Source organism: Alphaproteobacteria bacterium, assembly GCA_002869105.1.
Classification (GTDB): Bacteria; Pseudomonadota; Alphaproteobacteria; order UBA7879; family UBA7879; genus UBA7879.
This window is the reverse complement of sequence record PKTP01000005.1, coordinates 87,279-108,673: the sequence shown is the minus strand read 5'-3', so window position 1 is coordinate 108,673 and position 21,395 is coordinate 87,279. Positions and strand designations below refer to the sequence as shown.

Sequence of the window (21,395 nt, the reverse complement as noted above, 5' to 3'; positions counted from 1 at the left end):
CGCAATGACAAACGGGAACGTCATCCTGAGAAGCGCAGCGGCGTGAGGATCTAGGTTGAGGAAGGAGATTGCTGCGTTGGCCCAAAGGCCTCCTTGCAAGGGCAAGAGGGACGTCATCCTGAGGAGGAACCCTGTTCCGACGTGAGGATCTAGAGAGATTGCCACGTTGGCATTACATGCCGCCTCGCAATGACAAACGGGAACGTCATCCTGAGAAGCGCAGCGACGTGAGGATCTAATTATAAGGGATGAGATTGCAGCAGTCGCGATGCTCCTTCGCAATGACGATTATTTAGGGACAGAAGATTGCTACCACAGTTGAGGGGCTTAAGCTATTTCAGCAACATACCATGATCGATGGTGTCATACTTACTGATAAACAAACAGTCGCTGCTCATGGTCTGTGATTTTTGGATAACATTATGCAGCTTGGCAAGGTAAGCTTCATCGGAGTGGGTGGGATCATAAGCGGGGAGAACTTGCAATGTCACATCTTCTTTATCAGAACGATCGAGGATGTTTTCAATCTCACATGAATCCTTATCGGTTTGATGGACCCTGACTTTGATCTTAAGGCGGTTGAGCTTAACCAGCCCTTTTAGAAAATCATTCAGGCTTTGTTCTTGATCATCGCTTTCAGCCAGTGCATTCAGGTAAATTTTAGAGCGACGCCAAAACGATGACTCCGAGAGAATCTCAATGAAATTCATCATCAGGTCTGTGCTGGCCCGATCTTCCGAGTTCCACCAGAGATCAATCACTTTTTTGGAGGTCGTTTTCTTATTGAAATGCGTGCTGATATCATTACTTTGCTGCGGGTAGTAGATCAGCAGGTTTTTGTTGGTGGAATAGCATGTCTTAATTAAACCGAGCAGCTCGTGATTGATGTCTTCTAAACTTGTGATGGGAAGCATCATGGTATTTGGCTCTAAATGGCCAATTCCATGGGTTTGGGTTAGATTAATAAAACCTTGATACGGCGAATCTGATGTATGGGTTGTCACCAAGCATTTTACTTTTTGCTCTTCAAAATTTGATATCAGCGCTTTTTTGTTCCAAGACAGGCGATCAGAGGTGTTCCAGGACGTTGGCAGCACAACGCCAAAGATGAGCAAGCCATTATCATCGGTTAGGGTTTTAGCCAGCTTCACCATGCGAGGATAGCTGCTGGGGGAAATGGACAGCACCATCAACGTTGGATGCCAGGTTGAAATGTCTTCTTCTTCGGAATCAAGAAGATACAGCCCTTTGCGCATGAGCCAAAACCAAACGCTGCGTCGAATGCCCGAAATTTCAGAGGCATATTCGTTACGACGAAGCAGTAAATAAATCAGGCCCACAACCGTGATGGCTGTAAATCCCCAAGCCGGGCTGATCATAAACATGAACATGGCGCACATGATGAAACCAATGAGGGGCAGAAATACAGGAAGGCGATAGGTTGGCCGCCAACTTGGGGCATTGATTTTATTGGATATAAAGGCCGTTAGGTTTAAAAGACCATAATTGATTAAACAAATCATGGTGTAGATGGGAATAATTTGATCAATGTCGGTGCTTAAAACCAGGCTAAGAGAGATGATAAAAGTGAAAATGATCGCATACCGAGGTTCCTTTAAGGGGCCATACGTGCGCGCAAAAATCTGAGGGGTGATTTTATCTTGACTGAGGCTTTGCAAAATGCGGGGGCCTCCTAAGATCGCGCCCAGCGCGCTTGAGATGGTTGCTGCGCACACGCCAACGGTAACAATGCCAAGCGGCCAAGAAATTTTCCGAAAGAGGAAGGGATCAGACATCAACGTTTCACGCGTAAAGTAATGGTCAGCTAAACCGGCTAAGACGATGTAGGTTACGAAGACGAAAATTAAGGAAGTAGGGTTGCCGATTTTCAAGGAACGACTTGGATTTTTAAGAGTGCCTGAAAGCGCCATCCCCGCTTCGATCCCCGTCAGAGCACTGTAAAGGACAGCAAACGCTTGCCAAAAACCAAAGGTATGATCAAAAAATGGTTTTGCATCCACAGGAGGATTGGGAACGTTTTGGGTTGTGCCCACGATAATAGAGACAATAGCAATCATGAGAATCAACATGATAAAGCCCTGGGCTTTGAGAGCAGCGCGCGCTGAATAACTGGAAACAACGGTCAGTAGAATCAATGTTAAAACTTCAACCAGTGTTAAGGATAGCGATGGAAATAGGCTGACAATGGTATATGAAAAAGCGGTTGTGCAAAAAGAAATGGTCAAGATTTGGGTCATGAAGGTGGCCAATCCCACGGCACCCCCAATTTTGAGCCCTAATGAGCGGGCAATGATATAGTAGACCCCGCCTGCACCAACTTCCATATTACTGGCAAGCATGGTGGTCGAGGCCGATGTGATTAGCATAAGAGCCAGAGACATGAGATAAATCAGGCACACCTGTCCAAACCCGATTGTTCCAGTGACAACTGAGAGCCTCAGAAAGATAATGACCCCAAACATCATGGTGACGTTGGGAATAAAAATACCAAAAAAAGTGCCGAGTTTTTTGTCTTGCATGCGCTCCAACATTACAGGTTTTTTGAATTTTGTCAAAATTCACAATGAAAAAATAATCATATCGTTTAAAATAGAGTTATCAATCTGTTACCTTTGAATTTTTTAGAATAAATATGTGTCAACAATGATTACAATATTAATTTAAACTTGAAAAAAAATTAATAATTTATATATGTGAAATTAATGTAAACAAAAGAGAGAAAGTAAAATGAATAAAAAAATACTATTAACACTGTTTGCGATGGGGTGTTTGAACCTTGCGCAGGCAATGAAATTTCCTTTAGAGAGCCAAGAAGACAGAACTTCTTTCAAAACGAACTTAGATGCCCTTAAAACATTTGCGTCATCAAAATCAGGATTTGAGGGTGTTCCGACAGCTGCGGGTGCGATCACCAAGAAGCTGGAAAACATTTTTGGTGCAGAAGATGTAAACGCCAAATATGCAGAAGTAGCCGGCGATATCGATTGGTCAAATGGGTTGTTAGGAAATCTAGAAAAAATTCAAGCGGCTGCAAGTAAGCCTGACTGGATTGCCGAAGAAAAAAGACTGCATTTTAACAGTCAAGAAGATGCTTACAAAGATGGTCAACTTGGTGCGGTTTTTGCAGCCCTTGCAAAGCCATATTCATTGGCATCTGTTGTTGATGGTTGGGTTGAAGGATTGAAAGCTCATTGCAAAATTCTTGACCTTAGCAATGTTGTTGACGAAAAAAATCACTCCTTGGAGACATTAACAAAGGCCCTTGATGAAGAGAAAGCAGCCAAAGCAGCGCTAGCAGAAGCTAACACAGCAGCAGAAGAAGCTAAGAAAGCCGCCGTTGAAGCAGCGCTAGCAGAAGATAATACAGCAGCTGAAGAAGCTAAGAAGGCCGCCGTTGAAGGAGTGATAGCAAAAGCTAATAAACTCCATCGCGCAGATCTGCAAAAATTGCAAGATGAGCTTGCAACTGCGAGAAAAGAGCTTGAAGAAGCTAAAAAAGCGTCGAAAAAACCAGAACCTGCATCTGCAGCAGATGAACCTTCAAGAAGAGCCCAGGATGACACTATGGTCTTCCACTGTGGTTAGTGACCTCTTTAACTGAAATTAAGGTTTCCTCCGATCAATCAAGCACTATGAGACCCAGCATGGTGCTTTTTTATGGCGCCGACTGTTTTGCAGGATATCCAACAACAATGAGAGGCGGTTCACCAAGGTTATTAAAAGGCGCTTCGAAGATGATTTATGCTTCACCTATGGCGTCGGATGGGTTAAAAACATGTTAAGAATTTAGTTAAGGTTGTAAAAATGAGAATGATGATCCCCTTGTTCAGTTTGGTTTTACTGGCTCAATGTGATGCTGGCACCACGCAGCGATCCGAACGGTATGCTCCGATGAATTCTTGGGAGAGGGAAGATGTTAAGCATCCTGACCGTGTGTTTGGAGAAGGGGGGGTTACCCTTGGCACTCAAAAAAGCGCTCCTGGCGGTGTGATTAAGGTGAATGCTTATCTATGGCGGGCCAGTTTGGATGTGATTTCCTTTATGCCGTTGGCGCAAGTTGAACCCTTTACCGGTGTGATCACTACCGACTGGTACCAGCCTGCGGAAAAAGATACAGAGCGGTTTAAAATAACGGTGCTTGTTCTGGACCATGTGCTGCGTGCCGATGGCATTAAAGTTTCTGTGTTTAAAGAAGTGTATCAAGCCGGCAAGGGGTGGACAACGGCACAAGTTGATCAAGAGATGAACGAGCAGCTTGAAGAAACAATTTTGAACCGGGCCCGCGAGCTTAAGCAAGAATCACGCATTAAAAAGTCTTAAAAATGATGGATAAATACAACCCGATTTCTCTTGAAAAAAAGTGGCAAAAAAAATGTGCCGATCAGCCTGAGCAGATCGATGAATCAACCTGTGGTCCTTTATATTATGTTTTGGAGATGATGCCTTATCCATCGGGGCGGCTTCATATGGGGCACGCCCGAAACTATGCTTTGGGTGACTTGATTGCCCGGTTTAAGCGCAAGCAGGGGTTTGCTGTTTTGCATCCCCCCAGCTGGGATTCATTTGGCTTGCCGGCAGAAAATGCTGCGATCAAGCACAAGGTTAATCCAAAAGACTGGACAGAAAAAAACATTGCCGCCATGCGGGATCAACTCAAGAGATTGGCGATTAGTTATGATTGGTCCCATGAAGTTTCTACCTGCGATGTTTCCTATTATGCCCAACAACAAAAACTTTTTATCGCGATGTATGAAAAGGGGTTGGTTTATCAAAAAGAATCATCGGTCAATTGGGACCCGGTTGAGCAAACGGTTTTGGCCAATGAACAGGTAATTGATGGCAAAGGGTGGCGATCAGGTGCCCCCGTTGAAAAAAAGAAGTTAACACAATGGTTTTTCCGCATCTCAGCTTATGCCGATGAGCTTTTGGAGGATTTAAAAACCCTGGATGGATGGCCGGAAAAAGTTCGGGTGATGCAGGAAAAGTGGATTGGGAAATCAACTGGCGCGACGATTCAGTTTCAAATTGAAAACAGCGACGAATCCATTGACGTTTATACAACGCGGCCTGATACTTTATTTGGGGGGACCTTTATTGGATTGTCGGCGGAACATCCATTGGCTTTAAAACTAAGCCAAACACAGCCAGAGGTTGCGGCCTTTATCAAGAAATGTGAAAAGCAAGATACCAGTCAACGTACGCTCGACACCATGGAGAAAGAGGGTGGGCTGACAGGTCTCTCCGTTTTAAATCCATTCAGCACTGACTATATTCCCGTTTATATTGTGAACTATGTATTGATGGATTATGGCACCGGCGCTGTTTTTGGCTGCCCGGCTCATGATGAGCGCGACTATCTATTTGCGCAAAAATATAATATTGCCATTAAGCCAGTGGTCGCGTCTCAAGATTCTAGCTCTGAAAAGTTGCCCTATGTAGGAACGGGTCAGTTAGTTAATTCTGGTTTTTTAAATGGATTGACGATTACTGAGGCCATCGAGACCTCTATTCAAAAACTACAAGAGATGGGAAAAGGGAATCAAAAAACCACCTATCGACTGCGAGATTGGGGTGTGTCGAGACAACGATATTGGGGCTGTCCGATTCCCATGGTGTATTGTCAAACATGTGGCGTGGTGCCTGAAACACGCTTGCCCGTGACTTTACCAGAAGATTTGACGCTGAATAAAGCTGGAAACCCCCTTGAAACGCACCCCTCTTGGAAGCATGTGTCATGTCCAAAATGTGGACAAACGGCTACGCGGGAAACCGATACTCTAGATACATTTGTTGACTCATCTTGGTATTTTTTAAGGTTGGTTAATCCACACGCTGAAACACCCTTGGATGCAGCCGCTGTTCAGAAATGGTTGCCTGTTAATCAATATATTGGCGGCATTGAACACGCTGTGATGCACTTGCTCTATGCCCGCTTTATGACAAAGGCATTGAGAGATTGTGGATTGATTGACTTATCAGAGCCATTTCAGCGTTTAATGACGCAAGGAATGGTATGCCATGAGACTTATAAAAATGCTCAAGGTGAATGGCTGAGCCCAGAGGAAGTGACGATTCAAGATGGACAGTTGGTTGAACGGACAACGGGAGACCTTGCGATCGTTGGATCAACGGAGAAGATGAGTAAATCAAAACTGAATGTGGTTGACCCCGAAGGTATTATCGATGCCTATGGCGCAGATGCAGCGCGGTTGTTTGTGTTATCGGATAGCCCGCCTGATAAAGATTTTGATTGGACAGAAACAGGTATTCACGGGGCGTGGAAGTATTTGAATCGTTTGTGGCGCTTGTGTCAGCACTCGGCTAATCATGGCGCGCTGAACGAGGCTTTGGAGCGTCAGACTCTTTCCTCTATTCATGAAACCATTCGGGATGTGTCGCACCACTTCGACGCTTTTCACATTAATAAAGGGATTGCCCGGATTCGAGAGTTGACCAATGACCTGGGACAAAATCAAGAGACCCTCTCAGAAAAAACATTTCACTTTGGGTGTCAGGTTGTTTTACAGCTTTTATTTCCGATAGTTCCCCACATCACATCGGAGCTTTGGCAGCGCCTTGGATTTAATACAGAGCTTGCAACGGTTGAGTGGCCAATCGTAGATGAGAGCTGCATTGTTAAAATGTCTGTTTGTTATGCGGTTCAAGTGAATGGAAAAGTCCGCGCCAAGATTGATGTCGATCCAAGCCTTGACCAAGAACAAATCATTGAGCAGGCTATTTGTGATAATAATGTTAAAAAATACTTGGAAAATCGAGAGATTCGTAAGACTATAGTTGTGCCAAATAAGGTGATCAGTTTTGTTGTTTAAAAAGACATTGATAGTAATAGGTGTAGCAGTTGCTTTGAGCCAGTGTGGCTTTAAGCCTATGTTGTCCAGTGAAAACGGTGAGATTCTTAAAGCTTTTCAGCAAACAGACATTCCCGTGATTGCAAACCGTGAGGGGCAGATTATGCGGAATGAATTGAAAAAAATGTTCTATGTAGAGGGCCCATCAGATGTCAAACGCTATGAATTGCGCGTGACCACCTCAAGCTCTGATCGCAATATGTCCTACTTGTCTGACCAAACGGCAGGTCGAAAAAATGTGACTGTGACTGCTAAGTACACATTGTATGATGTTGAAAATCAAAAAATCCTAACTTCTGGAAGCCTGAGCCGCCAAGGGTATTACACAGTTTCGACAGCCAGCAGCTTTGGAACAATCATCTCGGCGGAACGCGTCAAGATGGATGCCGTTCTTTTGGTGGCGCGCGATCTGCGAGTGGATATTGCCAATTACTTTATGAAGCACCCCGAGTCTCTCCCAGAAGCCCCCGTGACATGATCATTCCAAGCTATAAGCTTGGAGGGCTCTCAGCCACCCAACTGACGACGGCACAGGGCTATCTTTTTTATGCAGATGACTTTGGCTTGGTTGAATTTTATCAACGTGTTTTTCTTTCAAAAGTTTCCTTGGAACCCCTTCAAGTGGTGCGCCAAGATACCCTGCTGGGTAAAGGAAAATCGCTGGTAAGCCACTTATCGCAAGAGTCGATGTTTCAAAAAAGAGCTCATCTTATTATTCAAGGGTGTACGGACAAAATCGTCCCAGAGATAGAGGATTATCTCGAGAATGTGACGGATAAAGAAACGGACATCAGGTTTATCTGCCAGGCCAATTATTTAAAGCCTGCCTCGAAACTGAGAAAGCTATTTGATCAGCGGCCGACTTTGATTTCTTGCGGGTGTTATGCGCCCAGTGATCATGAGCTTGCGCTGGTTGTTCGATCCCTGTTGAAAACCAATTATGGCCTGGATATTGATCCCACGGCTTTATCGGTGTTGGCCTATCTTTTAACAGATCAACTGTATCATTTTACAAGTGTGGCAGAGATTTTGAAGGGGATCAATGAGACTGGCTGTGTGAGCGAAGATGAAGTCCGCGCTGTTGTTTCACCCAGTAAACACGGACAGTTTGATGTTTTCTTACATGCTTTTCTAGCGCGACACGCCCAGGCGTGTTTGCGAGAGTTGAAATGGCTTTTCAGAGATGGTCATTCGGTAATTTCGCAGTTGCGCTTATTAGGGGTTTTTATGCAACGGTGGTTGGGATTAATAGTTGGATTAAAAAAGGGGCTTTCGATTCAAGAGGCCAATCGGCAAGAGGTTGTTCCTCCTTTTATGCCCTATCAACTGAAGAAAATAGCCCCTTCTGCAAAACTGTGGTGTGAGGCGGAGTGCTTCAAGGTGATAGAACGGATCCATGAGATGGAGCAAGTCATTAAAAAAAATAGCTGGCTCCAGGCTGAAACCTATATGATGCAGACCATTTCACAGCTTATATCTTTGAGGTCTTAAAGTTTTAAAATGTTACGATGATTACTGGCTCATGTAAGCAGGCCTAGCTGATCGTCTTAAAGTGCAAAGATAAGGATTGACCATGACAACACGCTTAGAAAATAAAATCGCGCTTATAACCGGAGGATCTCGGGGGATTGGCGCTAAAACAGCCGAGCTATTATCAGCGCATGGAGCTCATATTATCATTGCTGATTTGGATACCACGGGCGAAGCTCTGGCAGACCAGTTGCAAGGGTCCTTTTACGCGATGGATGTATCCGATGAGGAGCAATGGCAGCAATTGAAAGCATCCATAGATGAAAAATTTGGCAGGTTGGATGTCTTGTTTAATAATGCGGGCATTACAGGATTGAATGAGAATCTTGGTCCCCAGGATCCAGAGCATACCACGTTAGATGCATGGCACACGGTTCATAAGGTTAATTTAGATAGCGTTTTTCTTGGCTGCAAGTACGGGATAGCAATGATGAAAAAGAAGGGAGGATCTATTATTAATATGTCTTCCAGATCTGGCATGGTTGGCATACCGGGTGCTAGTGCCTATGCGTCAAGTAAAGCTGCCATCCGCAACCATACCAAAACAGTTTCTTTATATTGTGCTGAACAGGGCTATAAAATTCGATGTAATTCACTGCATCCCGGCGCTATTTTGACCCCGCTGTGGGACCCAATGCTTGGTGAGAATGAGGAAAAGCGGAGGCAAATAATAGAAATAGTCAGCCAAGGAATTCCTCTGGGTCACATGGGAGAGCCGATCGACGTTGCCAACGCGGTTTTATACCTGGGATCGGATGAGTCGAAATACATAACCGGCTCTGAATTAACCATTGATGGTGGTATTCTGGCTGGCAGTCAAGCTGCGCCCAAAAAACCATAGCTTCAAGGAGTGAAAATTTTTAGGGTGATGCTGACGCCAGTTCCTGTGTTTTTATGAAGAAAAATTTAAACACATAAAGGTTAAGGTGATTTTCAAAAAGATCACTTTCTAATGAGACTATTTTTTCCTACGTCTGTGTTGGCGCACGTGCTGCGCTATTCACAGGGTATGCAACATATGATACTTTATTAACAACGATTTGAGATAACAATGAATTCCAAGAAAAAAATACTAATTGCTCTGGGTGCCTGTGCCCTGCTGGTTTTGTGGTTTTTGATTCCAAAACAGACCAAAGAGAACAATGCTTCTGCGCACGCATCTCGGGCTCTTTTTAAAGTTAAGACACAAGTTGCAAAAGAGCAAAAGATCCAGCCGTTCGTTTTATTTAATGGCGTTACAGTGCCTTCATTGCGCGTGGCGCTTCACCCCCAAAGCGGTGGCACTGTGAGAAAGATCTTAGTTCCAGAAGGTAAAATTGTTGAGAGAAAGGTGAAGCTCATTGATTTATCTAAGGGCTCGAAAAAACAAAATGTGATTGATAAAGAAGCGGCTTTGGAAAAGGCGAAAATATATCATGAAGGGTATTCGAAGCTTTTTGAAAAAGGATATATCTCAAAAGCCAATCTTTTGACGGCGCGTTCAGACGTTAAAAAAGCGGAATATAATTTACATTTAGCAAAAGTAAGTCTGAGTGATCGTGCGATATATGCGCCTTTTAAAGGCAGTGTGAGTGAATATTTGGTTAAGGTTGGAGATACCATGAATTATCAAGGGCCCAGTCAGGCTATTTGTGGGTATTTTATCCAGCTCGATCCCCTTGAAGTTGAAATCCATGCTAACCAAAAACAAATTCCCTTCATGCACGAAGGCCTGAAAGCTGATATTATTTTTGATACTGGTGAGGTGATTCACTCAGCTTTAAACTTTGTAAAGCCAGAAACTAATAAACAAACGCAAAAATATCGAATGACTATGTTGTTTTCCAACCCTGACAATCGATTCCAGGCCGGTGTTTCTGTCAAAGTGAGAGTGTTCTATGATCAACAAGAAGCCGTTTCGGTGCCTCAGAGTGCTATTAGCTATGATGCCGATCATCTTCTGATTGGGGTGAAAATCTTAGGTGCAAATGGCACGGTCTCCTTTAAGCCCATCAAAATCATTCATATAGAGGGGGACGTTTTCTGGATTCAAGGTGTGTCTAAGGGCGAAAAAATCATTATTCAAGGCGGTGACTTTGTCCGGGATGGCGAAAAGGTAACTGACTAAACAGATGGTGATCGATAGATGATTGCCTTAATTAAAGCTTCCATTACCTATCAACGGATGGTTCTTTTATTGCTCATGTTTTTCATGGTTGCAGGGATTATTTCTTACATAAAGGTTCCTAAAGAAGCGGCGCCTGATATCAGTATTCCGATGGCGGTGGTTTCTGTGATGCAACAAGGCATCTCTCCACAAGATGCCGAAACACTTTTGGTAAAACCGCTGGAAGCCAGGCTTCGGTCACTGCCCGGGCTTAAGAAGATGACTTCAAAAAGTTTGTCGGGGGGAGCTCATATCATTGTTGAGTTCTTTGCTGGTCTTAATATCGACAAATTGTTATTGGATGTTCGCACCAAAGTTGATTTAGCTAAAAGCGAGCTGCCCAGCAATGCGGATTATCCTGTTGTTGATGAGATCAATGTTAGCTTTTTTCCCGTGATTTCTGTGCAGTTGACAGGCCGCATACCTGAAAAACAGCTGTATATTGTGGGACGAAATTTACAGGATCGCTTGGAAGGGTTGAGCCAAGTGATGGAAGCCACCCTTTTAGGAGATCGTAAAGAAATCGTTGAGATTGAAGTTAATCCGGAGAGTCTGACTAAGCATCAAATCAACCTCTCACAAGTGATCGATCAGTTCAGAAAAAATCACTTATTGGTGGAGTCAGGTTCTATCATCAATAAAGTGGGGTCTTTTTCTCTTAAGGTCCCCGGGCTTATTAAGACAGCCGAGGAAATTTTGTCCTTACCCATCAAAAGTGATGGACAGTCCATTTTAAGATTTGAAGACATTGGAACGGTTAAAATTACCCACGAAGATCCAAAGACAATTGCGCGCAGTAATGGCCAGTCAACGGTGGTTCTGGAGGTCAAGAAAAGACTGGGGGAAAATATCATTGAAACGGTGGATGCGGTTCGAGAGGTCGTTCGGGAAGAGTTGATGCCGTGGCAAGGGAAGATTCAGGCAACCTTTTCACAGGATGAGTCGGAGAAAATTATCGGGCGCCTGATCGAACTTCAAAACAGTATCATCAGTGCTGTGATACTGGTGATGCTGGTGATTATTTTTTCACTTGGCCTCCGCTCTGCGCTTTTAGTGGGAATCGCTGTTCCCGGTGCTTTTTTAATGAGTCTCTTTGTTTTGCACTTATTGGGCATTACCTTAAATATTATCGTTTTATTTTCTTTAATTCTCTCGGTTGGGATGCTTGTGGATGGCGCCATCATCGTTGTTGAATATGCAGATCGAAAAATGGTTGACGGGTATACAAAACAACAAGCCTATCAAGAGGCTTCAACGCGGATGGCCTGGCCAGTGATTTCGTCGCTGGTCACGGTGATTGTTGTTTTTATGCCTCTTTTATTTTGGCCCGGCATTGTTGGTGAGTTTATGAAGTATTTGCCGATGACATTGATTATTACGCTGACATCATCCTTGTTTATGGCCCTGATTTTTATCCCAACCCTTGGAACGCTGTTTGGCAAAGTATCGATCTCTGATCAAAAAGAAATAGAAGCGATGCAAGCAACGGAAGAGGGGCCTTTGGATACTTTGACCGGTATCACAGGTTGGTATGTGAACATTCTTTCTGCCGCTTTGAAAAAACCCCTCCTGGTTATTGCTATTGCGTCGGGTCTTTTGGTAACCATTTTCACCCTGTATTCCTTTTTCAACAAAGGCGTTGAATTCTTCCCTGATATCGAAACCGATCAAGGCATTTATTTTATCTCTGCCCGGGGTAACCTTTCAATCTATGAAAAGGATAAAATCGTTGATGAAATGGAAAAAAATCTTCTGACATTTCCCGAGTTCAAAAATATCTATGCCACTGTGGGGTCGGTGAGCCAAGGGCCCGCTGATGCCATCGGTAAAATTGTGGTTGAACTTGTGGATTGGAAAAAGAGAGAGCGTGCACAGGTGGCGTTGAATAGAGCGCTTGAAAAAATAAATGTCATCCCAGGTGTGGTTGTTGAATTGCAAAAGTTGAAGCCCGGCCCCAACCCGGGAAAACCCATTAACATTCAGATATCCAGCCAGGATCCCATTCTTCTGGAAAAAGTAACCAAGCAAATCAAGGCCCACATGGAGAAATCCAAAACTTTACTTGATGTGACCGATGATCAACCTTTACCAGGGATTGAATGGCAAGTTAAGGTGAATCGAGATGAGGCGATGCGCTTTCAACAGAATATCGCCTCTGTGGGCTTCATATCACAAATGTTAACCCGGGGGCTTAAGGTTGCTGAATTCAGGCCCGATCATCTCCGTGATGAGGTTGATATTGTGATACGGTTTCCTAAATCCTATCGAAACCTTGACCATATGAGGGATTTAAGAATACCAACTGGAGATATGGGTGATGTACCATTGGTTAACTTTGCTGAGATTATTCCCGCTCAAAAAATTGGAACCATTCATCGCATTAATAGTATGCGCGCATTTACCATCAACGCAAACATTGTGCCAGGGTCACTGGTTAGTGATGAAGTGGTGAAAGTGCGTCAGTGGATTGCTACACAAAACTTTGACAGCCGCGTTAAAGTTAAATTCACGGGGGAAGAAGAAGATAAACAAGAAAATAGCGTCTTCTTATTGACAGCGTTTGCCATTGCTGTTTTGTTAATTTTTCTTATTTTGGTGACCCAGTTTAATCATTTCTTTTATGCAGGGCTGGTTTTGACATCCATTGTCTTTTCAACCATTGGCGTTTTAATTGGATTGATGATCACTGGAATGCCCTTTGGAATTGTTATGGGAGGTTTGGGGGTAATTGCCCTTGCAGGAATTATTGTGAGTAATAACATCATTTTTATTGATACCTATATGCATATCCGCAAAACAGCCAAAAGTTCCAAAGAAGAATCTCTGGCGATTTTAAGAACAGGGGCGCAAAGGCTTCGGCCCGTGTTACTGACAAAATTAACAACCATTCTTGGATTGCTGCCGATTCGTATGAGGCTGGACATTGACTTCATCCATGGATCAATCTCCTATGGTGCGCCGTCAACGGAATGGTGGATTCAGCTCTCAAACGCGATTATTTTTGGGGTTTTATTTGCGTCACCACTGACTCTTGTTTTGACGCCTTGCGCGCTAAAGGTGAAAGAAAGATTTGAACAGAAAAAGAGAAAAACCGCTTAAAGAGAAAAAGAAATTTGGATTTTAAGTATCTCCATTGCTGTCCCCTGGATTCCATAGGCTCTCTAAACCACCCCCTGCGCCCTTTAATTCTTTCATCATTTCGACAAAGTTCTTGTTTCTTAAACTGACAGCTTTTTTGATCATGAAGGGCACCGGGCTATGGGGTTCTATTTTTTCTAAATAATCAGAGGCGTTTCGAATCATTTCATAGGCTTGATCACGGGTCTTAAAGTCAGTCATGTTTAGATTAACGGGTTGAGAGGGGTTTTGTTGCTCTGGCGGTGAGGGTTCGTTTAATGGCGCGTTGATCTTTGTATGGATGGCCTCATCATTTTCAGCGAGCAGATCACCTTCTTCAGAGGCATCTTCCGCATTCGGGTTGGTTCGCTTATGAAGAATTTCACCGCAAAACATTAAAATATCTTTGAGGGTTTTTTTAACCTTAAAAAATGTAATGGATTCATCTTTGAATTTTTGATCAAGGAACTCTTCAATGCTTTGGCAAATGTCAATGATGGTCTGGCACAGCTCTTTAAGATTTTGATAAAATTCAGTGGGCGTTTTCTCAATGTTGGTTTGCAAATCAAGGATGGTTGGATTGTCATTGCTGCCAAGTTGATCAATGACATCTGGTTTTTCAGGCCGATCTTCAACTTGATAGAGATCATGATTGCGGGTTAACTCAATCCAAGTATTGAAGGTGTATATGGTTGCGCCAACTTCTGTTTTGGTATTGATCTTAATCTCATTAAGGTGCATTGAGAGCTTTTCATTGATCCAAATAAAAGGAGAAAGCCTAAAATCAATATCACCATCTTCAGGGATTTGGGGATGAATGGTGTCCCAAAATTTAACCATGAGATCATGAAACGCCTGAAACCCCTGGGTGATATCAGATGTTTCTTTGTTGTGTATCAAGCATTCAATCAGCCATGCCGCTATTTGTAGATCCTTTGATTTATTGGCCAAAGTATCAAAGCAGAGCTTCTCAGCTTTTTTCCAATCAGGTTGTTTGACTTTTCTTTGCCAGACGCCCTGGGGAAGGTTAGAGTCTTCTGAGCGCATCGCTTCTCTGATCTCATCATAAATATTTTCATATCGCAGCGAGGGGCCAGAGGGATCATCTTTTGAAATGGGTTGAAGCAAATCTTTTAGTGATAAAGAGTCACTCATAATTGGCTAACCCTTCTTGACGATGACTGGTGCATAATACGGGAACTTTGGAATTCTGAAGGCCTGATCTTGATTTGGCTTCAGAGATTTTGGCTTGATTTTAACAAATAAGCGCGCGGTAGTTTCTGGACTGGCAACATTTGCCAGGCGGCTTAGTGGCACGTTAAATTCAAGGAGAGAGTTATCCCCCGGCATTGCCCCGGATTTGAGGCTGGCTTGATTTAGCATAATTGCCCGAAGTAAAGACCAAGGCCCTTGGTAAATATAAATAGCCCTGTTGTTGGTCGTAATGTAGGCAGGGTATACATTATATGTTCTGAGAGGTTGCAGGGCGGCATCGCTGGCCCATCTGAAGGCAAACGCGGTGACATCCCCATACTGCCAACGCCCTTTAACACTGCCGGACTTTCTCTCAAGCGTGGTACTTCCAACAACGAGACCCCAATTAATGACCAATTGACCGTAAACTTCATTAAATTCATTGGCGCGGAATTGAACTTCAAAATCTAAGCCAGGTGAATCGGTTTGTTTTTGTGGAATGAAGTAGGTGTTTAAAAACTCTTTAACAGCTGCAGCATTTTGTAAGAAGCTGAGAGCCTCATCCATGTTGGCATATATTTTATTTTTGTTGAGGGTGCTGAGTTCCTCGGGAGAAATGTTATCAAAAAGAGTAAAGAAGTTTTTGATTTCTTGTTCAGAAACTTCGTTGCTTGCCATGGTTGTATCATTGACATTATTGGCGAATGGGAACTTGCCAGCTAGGTTGTTGTTGAAATAAGAAGAGAGAGTTTTATAGTCCTCTATCGCTGTTTTAGCTGCATTGACCTTACAGCGATTATATATATTGTTTTCGATTTTCTGCTGAATGGTTTTGAAGTAGCTTGAGGTTTCTTGGGCAACGTTTTTAAGGCTTACCTTGTTGAAGCAATTTTCGAATGTGATTGTATTGGCATCTTTGAGAATGAAGCTCTCTAGGTTCATCACACTGTTGCCAGCTTTCTTTTTTTGATAATCAACAAGATCATTGTTTAACGTTGACCACTTCTCAAGAAGGGCCATGTCAGGGGTGTCTAGAACAAAGACGGCGTTATTCAGAAGTTCAACAATCGGTTTTGAATAGGTTATAGCAAACCGCGATAAATTCTGAGTGCTCTTCACAAAAATTGTTTTTAAAAGCTCTTTTTCTGAAACATCGTGGGATTGCAGTGCGAGGCCTTCCGTTCCTTGCCACCAGCTCAGTTGATCAGAGGCGAGGGGATAGTAGTTGTGCGTCTTGAGCAATTTATCAAGCTGTTTGAGAGCTTGAGTGAGCTGTTGTTGGATCAGAAGGCGTAACTTCATGTAAGGCTCTATTTCCCCAATACCATCTAGTTCAACCAGTAACTTGACAAGTTTCGGACCAACTGTCGCCAAGTTATCAATTTGAGAGAGAATGTTTGCTTCAATGGTTGTTTGGAGAGAGAGTTCTAAGATCAACCTCTTTTTGGGCGCGGGTCATGATATTTGCAATGTTTTTTTGCAGTGATTTTTTGGCCAACAGTTTGAGGGATTCGTTGAGATCAAGGGTGAACTGATCGAGTTTTTTCTCAACATAGCCCTTGTAATTTTTAACAAGTTCTAAGGCGATTTCGATGGCATCATTGTCCCAATAAAGAAGTTTATCATCGGAAATTGTATCGATGTATTGCGTGTCTGATGCCTTTTGCATGAAGGGCTGGCTTAAAAATATCTCAAGATTTTTGCTGAAAGCTCTGAGACTGTCCGAGGCATGAATTTCTGTTGTGGAGGGGTTAATTGTTAAGAAATATCCTGTGATCGGGGTTCCAAAGTTCTTAAAATTTTCCCGTGACAGTTGATATAAGACGTTAATGTCTAACTTCACTTTATTGAGCAATTCAGTGTCAAAAAGCCTAATGTTTCGTGTTTTGCTATACATCTCAGCGTAAGCATATCCCGGGTTAAATTCAGAGTGTGCAAGCCAATTAACCTGCTGACCGTCAAAAACTCTGATCAACTCAGAGGTGAGTTTTTTAATGTTTTCAAGGTCGCTTAAGGTTGGCACATCTACATAATCTTCATCGATTTTCTGAATGGATTTTTGTAAATTAATGGCCAGATGATAATTTTTCAAAGGATCAAGAATTCTTTGGGCAAAGCTCATCATCAGGTTGTAGAACCGTTCTTCTGCGTTCATTTTATAACGGGCAAGATCATATTTTTTGAGGTTCATTTTTTGCAGCAATGAAAAGATAAAATTGCTGTTTTGTCTTAAAAAAGTCTCGCTGTAGAAGAAGTTATATAGGTAGTTGATCAGTTTGGAGAATGACTGAATATCTGGACTTGTGTTCAAATTATTAAATATGGATACATTTTTTTCTAAGGCATAAAGCGCATCGATATACCCTTGAAGCACGAGGTACTCTGCACTTGATAGCGGGTGAGTAACTGTAGATCGACTATCTTTCAACCGCAGTGCAGGAATGTTGCGCTCAATGATGTTGTGACTTCTGATAATCATCTCTAAGTACATCGAGCGACTGATTATTTGATCAAAGGCAATAAGAGCCATTCGATCAAGTTTCAACGGCAAACTTGAAAACCAAGAAGCAGGGATGGAAAAGTATTGCAGTCTGTTGTTTCTGATTTTTTCGGTCAAATTAAGGACGTGTGGGGCGCTTTCTTGGAAGAACTCCGCAGCTCTATTAACATTGGTTTTATAATTTGATTCTTCCCGTGATTTTATTTCTTCAATTGTCTGATGAATTTTAGATGTATCTGACAAAATGGGGGTTAAATCTGCCCGGATTTGTTTGTGGCTTAGATATAGGCCCAGAGAGGAAACAACAATAAAAATAATTGTTAGGGCCTTGTATATATTGATGCGTCTGTTAGATGAAATGAGGAATTGATCAATGGGCGTTGCGATATTGTATTCTGCAAAAATTTTGGCTTTAAATAGATCAGCCATGAAAAGTGGAATTTTACGAACCTGATTAAAAATAGATACTTTGTTTTCATTTTCCTTGGTTTCAAAATTGCCAGTGAAATAAAAACCCCTGAAAAAGTAATGAGTCGTAAGATTGTATTGCGAAAATAAATTTTTTAAGTATTCAGTGAGACCAGATTGCAAATTCATGAGAGAGGGGGCAAAAATCAAGTTGTCATCGCGATATTCTTTGGGTGTTTTTTGTGAAAGAAAAATGCCGAAGCTTAAGCGATTAAGAGTGTTTAAAAGAGATTCGAATCCTGTTTTAATCCAACTGGGATCAAATTCTGTATCGCTGACATAATCTGAAGACCAGCCCATAATTTCTTGAATCTTGTCTTGAGGGAGAGATTGACTCACGCCTTCAAAACCAGCCACTTCCTCGCACCCAGTTATGATGACATAAACAGGTAATTTAAGCCCTGTATGTTTTTCAACCTTTCTGAGCTGTGTGGCAACGTGTTCGCTTTTTTCTCTGAGCTCTTTAGATGTCAGAGTTGTTGGGCCATGAAAATAATGCCCTGGTAAAAATAAAATAATACCATCAAGCGGTCTTTTTGGCCTAAAAAGGTTGAGGTTGGAAAGAAGAGATGACAGCTTTTTGTCTTTTGTTTGTTGGGCTGAATCAAGAAAAAGGCTAGATTCAATATCGATGACAACACCCTGATTATAAAGCCACCAATTAATGCTGGGGCTCAAATCATCATCAGAAATTTGAGTGTCATATCCGTGTGGCTTCTCAAGGGGCAATGAATGAAAGAGATCCGATTTGCTTGAATTGCAATCTGAAACCGCTAAATACCAGGGCAAGCTATAGATGGGATCTTTGATGTATGTATTGTTTTTTAACCAGCTTGTGAACTCCTGAAACGTAAAATAGAGCGGCTTACGTTTTCTGGTGTCAAATGTGTTTTTCAGCCAGATGACAAACTGCACCCAGTAGGTTTTGAGAAGTGCTTTAATATCAGGGTGAGCACTTTTCTTTTTTTTATCGTCTTTAAGAAAATTTTTAGGCCCAAAACCATTAACAATGGCCATCACCGATAGAAAAATGAGCGAGATAGCAGCTGTTCCTAGTAAGATCTGTGGAAGATATTTTGATACAATCATGAAAAAAACACTCATCACGCTCTCCGATTATTTTCTTCAATGGCTGAAGATATTTCTGATAACTTGTCATTCAAGATATGGGTTTCACGGTTCCACACAACTGTTGATGCCAAGATATAAACACCCAAAGCTGTAAGTGTCGCTAGTAAATAAAACCTTGGGGAAGGCAAGTACCGTATGGCTTTGAACACGGTTTCTCTGTATGCTTCTGGGCATATTTTCTTTGAGGCCTGTTCAATAGGTAAGGGCTTTTCAAGCAGAACATAGCGAAATAACCCCTCTTTGAAACTTTGTAATTCTTTCCTGTCTGTTTGATCTCTGAACTTTCCTAAAAAGCCCACTCCAAGAGTCCAGAACAGAATTTGACCAAGTTCTCTATCAAATCGATCCCCTTTTTCTTGCAAGAGTTTTGAAATTCGATTGAACACTTCAGTCCCAGCATTGCGGGTGTTGAAAAATTTAATTTCCAAGAGATTGTCATCCCATGTCTCCCGCTCTAACCAATCCAGGTTAAGAAAAACTTCATCAGCCAATGCGACCATAACATACTGGGCTTTTTTGTAGTATGAGCCCAAGATTTGACCACCTTGTTCATGCGCTTCTTTCATTTGCTGATCAAACAATCTCTCTAAGGATAGTGTTACTTGGTCAACGAGAGCGTTGTTTCCTGGAGTGCCTGTACTTGTATCTGTTTCTGTATCCGTGTCTGGTTTTTCATCTTCTGAAGATGTTTCAGCGCCTGTGTTTTTGTCTTCTTCAACATAGCTGTGCTTGAGAATATTAGATTTTTCAACAAGCAGGTGCTGATAAAACTGCCGAAAGCAAGAGATAATAAAAGAATTATTCTGATTGAGCATGATCGAGAGAACCTTTTTTCACATCATCTGCTGTCATTTCATATTCCTCAGAAAGAACAGCTTGTAACGTTATGGATTGCGGCATAAGGCCACCGGATTCAAGTGGCGTTGAGTTAAAGATAACTAAAGGATGCTTAAGATTAATAAACTCTTTTTCAAAGTCTAATATGGCATAAACAATATTAGATCGAGCCGGCAGAGCAATTTTGGGTATTGATTTCTTAATCTCTCTGTTAGCTCCTAAAATCCGCTTTTCTCTGGCTGGATCTAACTTTTCTTCAGAGGTGATAACAGCATTTTCAATCCACTTTGAAACGGCATCAGACGTGTCTTTGACGTCATAATAGAAGTACAGAATAATCTTATTTTCCCAAAGCCAATCTTCTGTGACATTTAATGAGAAGACTTTGCTTTGCTTATTATAAGTAAACTGAACTTCTGTCGTAAATTGTCGGATGACAGAAACAAAATTTTCAATATGTGACAAAACTTCATTAAAAGATTTTAGAGGATCGAGGTGGTCATACTTTGGAAGCTTGGGACAAACAGCCTCTCTGCGTAAATTAGAGAGACTCCCAGCAATAAAGCATATCTCTTGATATAAAGAGAAGGGGTGACAATTTTCAGAATCAAGCATCACTTCAACACGCGGCACCAGCGGGCTTAAAATCAATGAATAATCAACAAGGGCCTTTAGAACCGTATTGTCTTCACTGCCACCACTGGTTTGAATTTTTGATGCAAGAAAGTTTAGTTTCTTTCTTAGGTTTGCAACCATAGCGTTCAGAGGAGAATATAGATCATTATTTGAAGAAACAGCTTGGCTTGGATAGGCATATGGCACCTTGATAAAGCCGTCATCCCTATGTTGAATGCGCGCTATTGGGAAAGAGACATAGCGATGAGAGATCTTTTCTCCAGCCAAGAGTGTGATTTTGTATTTAAGGCGAGGGATGGATATCGGCGATTGGCCGGTGTTTTCATCGACAAAATCTTGGTCCGCCACAGATTCGTATCGAGGGAAGTCGTTGTGAATATTGGCAGCATCTTCTCTGTATTGAACAATACATAAATTGATCAATGTTGGCGTGCTAAAATCAACTGTTTGTTCTTTATTTAAATCGAGTTCAGGTAAAGCAGAATCTTCCTCTGTTACTTCGACCACACTACCATCTTGCATCAAAGCAAGGAGGTTTTTTATAATGAATTTTCCAGAAACGAGGGACTCCTCATCAATTTCAATGGATTTTACCCCCCAAAAAAAAGAATTTGAGGTTGATTGAAAAATGAAGTGCGTGTTGAGATTAAAGCGCTCCTGTTGTTGAAAATGCTGAGGCTCAAGGAGCATTCCTTCATGCCATTGGATGCGTTTGATGGATTTTGTCATACCTCTCCTGCCTGAGCTTGATCTCAACTTAACAGCCTCAATATTATAGATCTCCTTTCAAAATAACAAGCCTTTAACACGATCTTTAGAACATAAGATGATTTTAATCACTCAAAGCTTTTTAGGGAGTTTGAGGATCAAATCCATACCTTGCGTTGTTTCTATTGGCACGGTATCAAAATTAGAATTGTTCCAATAATATCAAGGTGTTAAAAGT

The 21,395-nt window shown here is 42.2% G+C and carries 14 protein-coding genes; 8 read left to right on the top strand and 6 right to left on the bottom strand.

From position 1 onward, the window contains the following. Nucleotides 1-332 precede the first annotated feature (332 nt). Nucleotides 333-2,552, bottom strand: coding sequence for a hypothetical protein (locus tag C0582_02865; protein ID PLX29941.1), 2,220 nt, complete (start codon nucleotides 2,550-2,552; stop codon nucleotides 333-335). 196 nt (nucleotides 2,553-2,748) lie between these two features. On the opposite strand from C0582_02865, the gene C0582_02860 reads away from it, so the two are divergent. The 8 genes from C0582_02860 (at nucleotide 2,749) to C0582_02825 (ending at nucleotide 13,665) form a co-directional block, all read left to right on the top strand. Further along, nucleotides 2,749-3,606, top strand: a complete 858-nt coding sequence (locus C0582_02860; protein ID PLX29940.1) for a hypothetical protein — start codon at nucleotides 2,749-2,751, stop codon at nucleotides 3,604-3,606. 219 nt (nucleotides 3,607-3,825) lie between these two features. Next, the gene (locus tag C0582_02855) at nucleotides 3,826-4,341 is read left to right on the top strand and encodes a DUF3576 domain-containing protein (GenBank protein PLX29939.1); all 516 of its coding nucleotides are present in this window, start codon (nucleotides 3,826-3,828) and stop codon (nucleotides 4,339-4,341) included. Nucleotides 4,342-4,346: 5 nt separating this feature from the next. Then, a complete protein-coding gene (locus tag C0582_02850; GenBank protein ID PLX29946.1) occupies nucleotides 4,347-6,851 on the top strand; it encodes a leucine--tRNA ligase in 2,505 nt (834 codons plus the stop codon). A 58-nt stretch (nucleotides 6,852-6,909) separates the two neighbouring features. Beyond that, nucleotides 6,910-7,368, top strand: coding sequence for a hypothetical protein (locus C0582_02845; protein PLX29938.1), 459 nt, complete (start codon nucleotides 6,910-6,912; stop codon nucleotides 7,366-7,368). After that, nucleotides 7,365-8,381, top strand: coding sequence for a hypothetical protein (locus C0582_02840; protein PLX29937.1), 1,017 nt, complete (start codon nucleotides 7,365-7,367; stop codon nucleotides 8,379-8,381). The genes C0582_02845 and C0582_02840 overlap by 4 nt, the downstream gene beginning before the upstream one ends. Before the next feature lie 82 nt (nucleotides 8,382-8,463). Continuing rightward, complete coding sequence (locus tag C0582_02835) at nucleotides 8,464-9,261, top strand: short-chain dehydrogenase (protein ID PLX29936.1); 798 nt, start codon at nucleotides 8,464-8,466, stop codon at nucleotides 9,259-9,261. Between the two features lie 210 nt (nucleotides 9,262-9,471). Next, nucleotides 9,472-10,527: a hypothetical protein gene (locus tag C0582_02830; protein ID PLX29935.1), complete on the top strand. Its 1,056-nt coding sequence runs from the start codon at nucleotides 9,472-9,474 to the stop codon at nucleotides 10,525-10,527. Nucleotides 10,528-10,545: 18 nt separating this feature from the next. Next, nucleotides 10,546-13,665 carry an MFS transporter gene (locus C0582_02825; GenBank protein ID PLX29934.1) on the top strand — a complete coding sequence of 1,040 codons (3,120 nt, stop codon included), beginning with the start codon at nucleotides 10,546-10,548 and terminating at the stop codon, nucleotides 13,663-13,665. Between the two features lie 21 nt (nucleotides 13,666-13,686). Here C0582_02825 and C0582_02820 read toward each other — a convergent pair whose 3' ends face one another. Genes C0582_02820 through C0582_02800 form a run of 5 tightly spaced genes read right to left on the bottom strand, consistent with a single transcriptional unit; the run spans nucleotide 13,687 to nucleotide 21,178 of the window. Beyond that, the gene (locus C0582_02820; GenBank protein PLX29933.1) at nucleotides 13,687-14,838 is read right to left on the bottom strand and encodes a type VI secretion system protein TssA; all 1,152 of its coding nucleotides are present in this window, start codon (nucleotides 14,836-14,838) and stop codon (nucleotides 13,687-13,689) included. A 6-nt stretch (nucleotides 14,839-14,844) separates the two neighbouring features. Further along, the gene (locus tag C0582_02815; GenBank protein PLX29932.1) at nucleotides 14,845-16,314 is read right to left on the bottom strand and encodes a hypothetical protein; all 1,470 of its coding nucleotides are present in this window, start codon (nucleotides 16,312-16,314) and stop codon (nucleotides 14,845-14,847) included. Further along, a complete protein-coding gene (locus tag C0582_02810) occupies nucleotides 16,280-18,949 on the bottom strand; it encodes a hypothetical protein (protein PLX29931.1) in 2,670 nt (889 codons plus the stop codon). Before C0582_02810 ends, C0582_02815 begins: the two co-directional genes overlap by 35 nt. Continuing rightward, entirely contained in the window at nucleotides 18,949-19,791 is an 843-nt protein-coding gene (locus tag C0582_02805) for a hypothetical protein (GenBank protein ID PLX29930.1), read from the bottom strand. Before C0582_02805 ends, C0582_02810 begins: the two co-directional genes overlap by 1 nt. Further along, on the bottom strand, nucleotides 19,775-21,178 hold the full coding sequence (locus C0582_02800; protein ID PLX29929.1) for a type VI secretion system baseplate subunit TssK: 1,404 nt from the start codon (nucleotides 21,176-21,178) through the stop codon (nucleotides 19,775-19,777). The genes C0582_02805 and C0582_02800 overlap by 17 nt, the downstream gene beginning before the upstream one ends. Nucleotides 21,179-21,395: the final 217 nt, after the last annotated feature.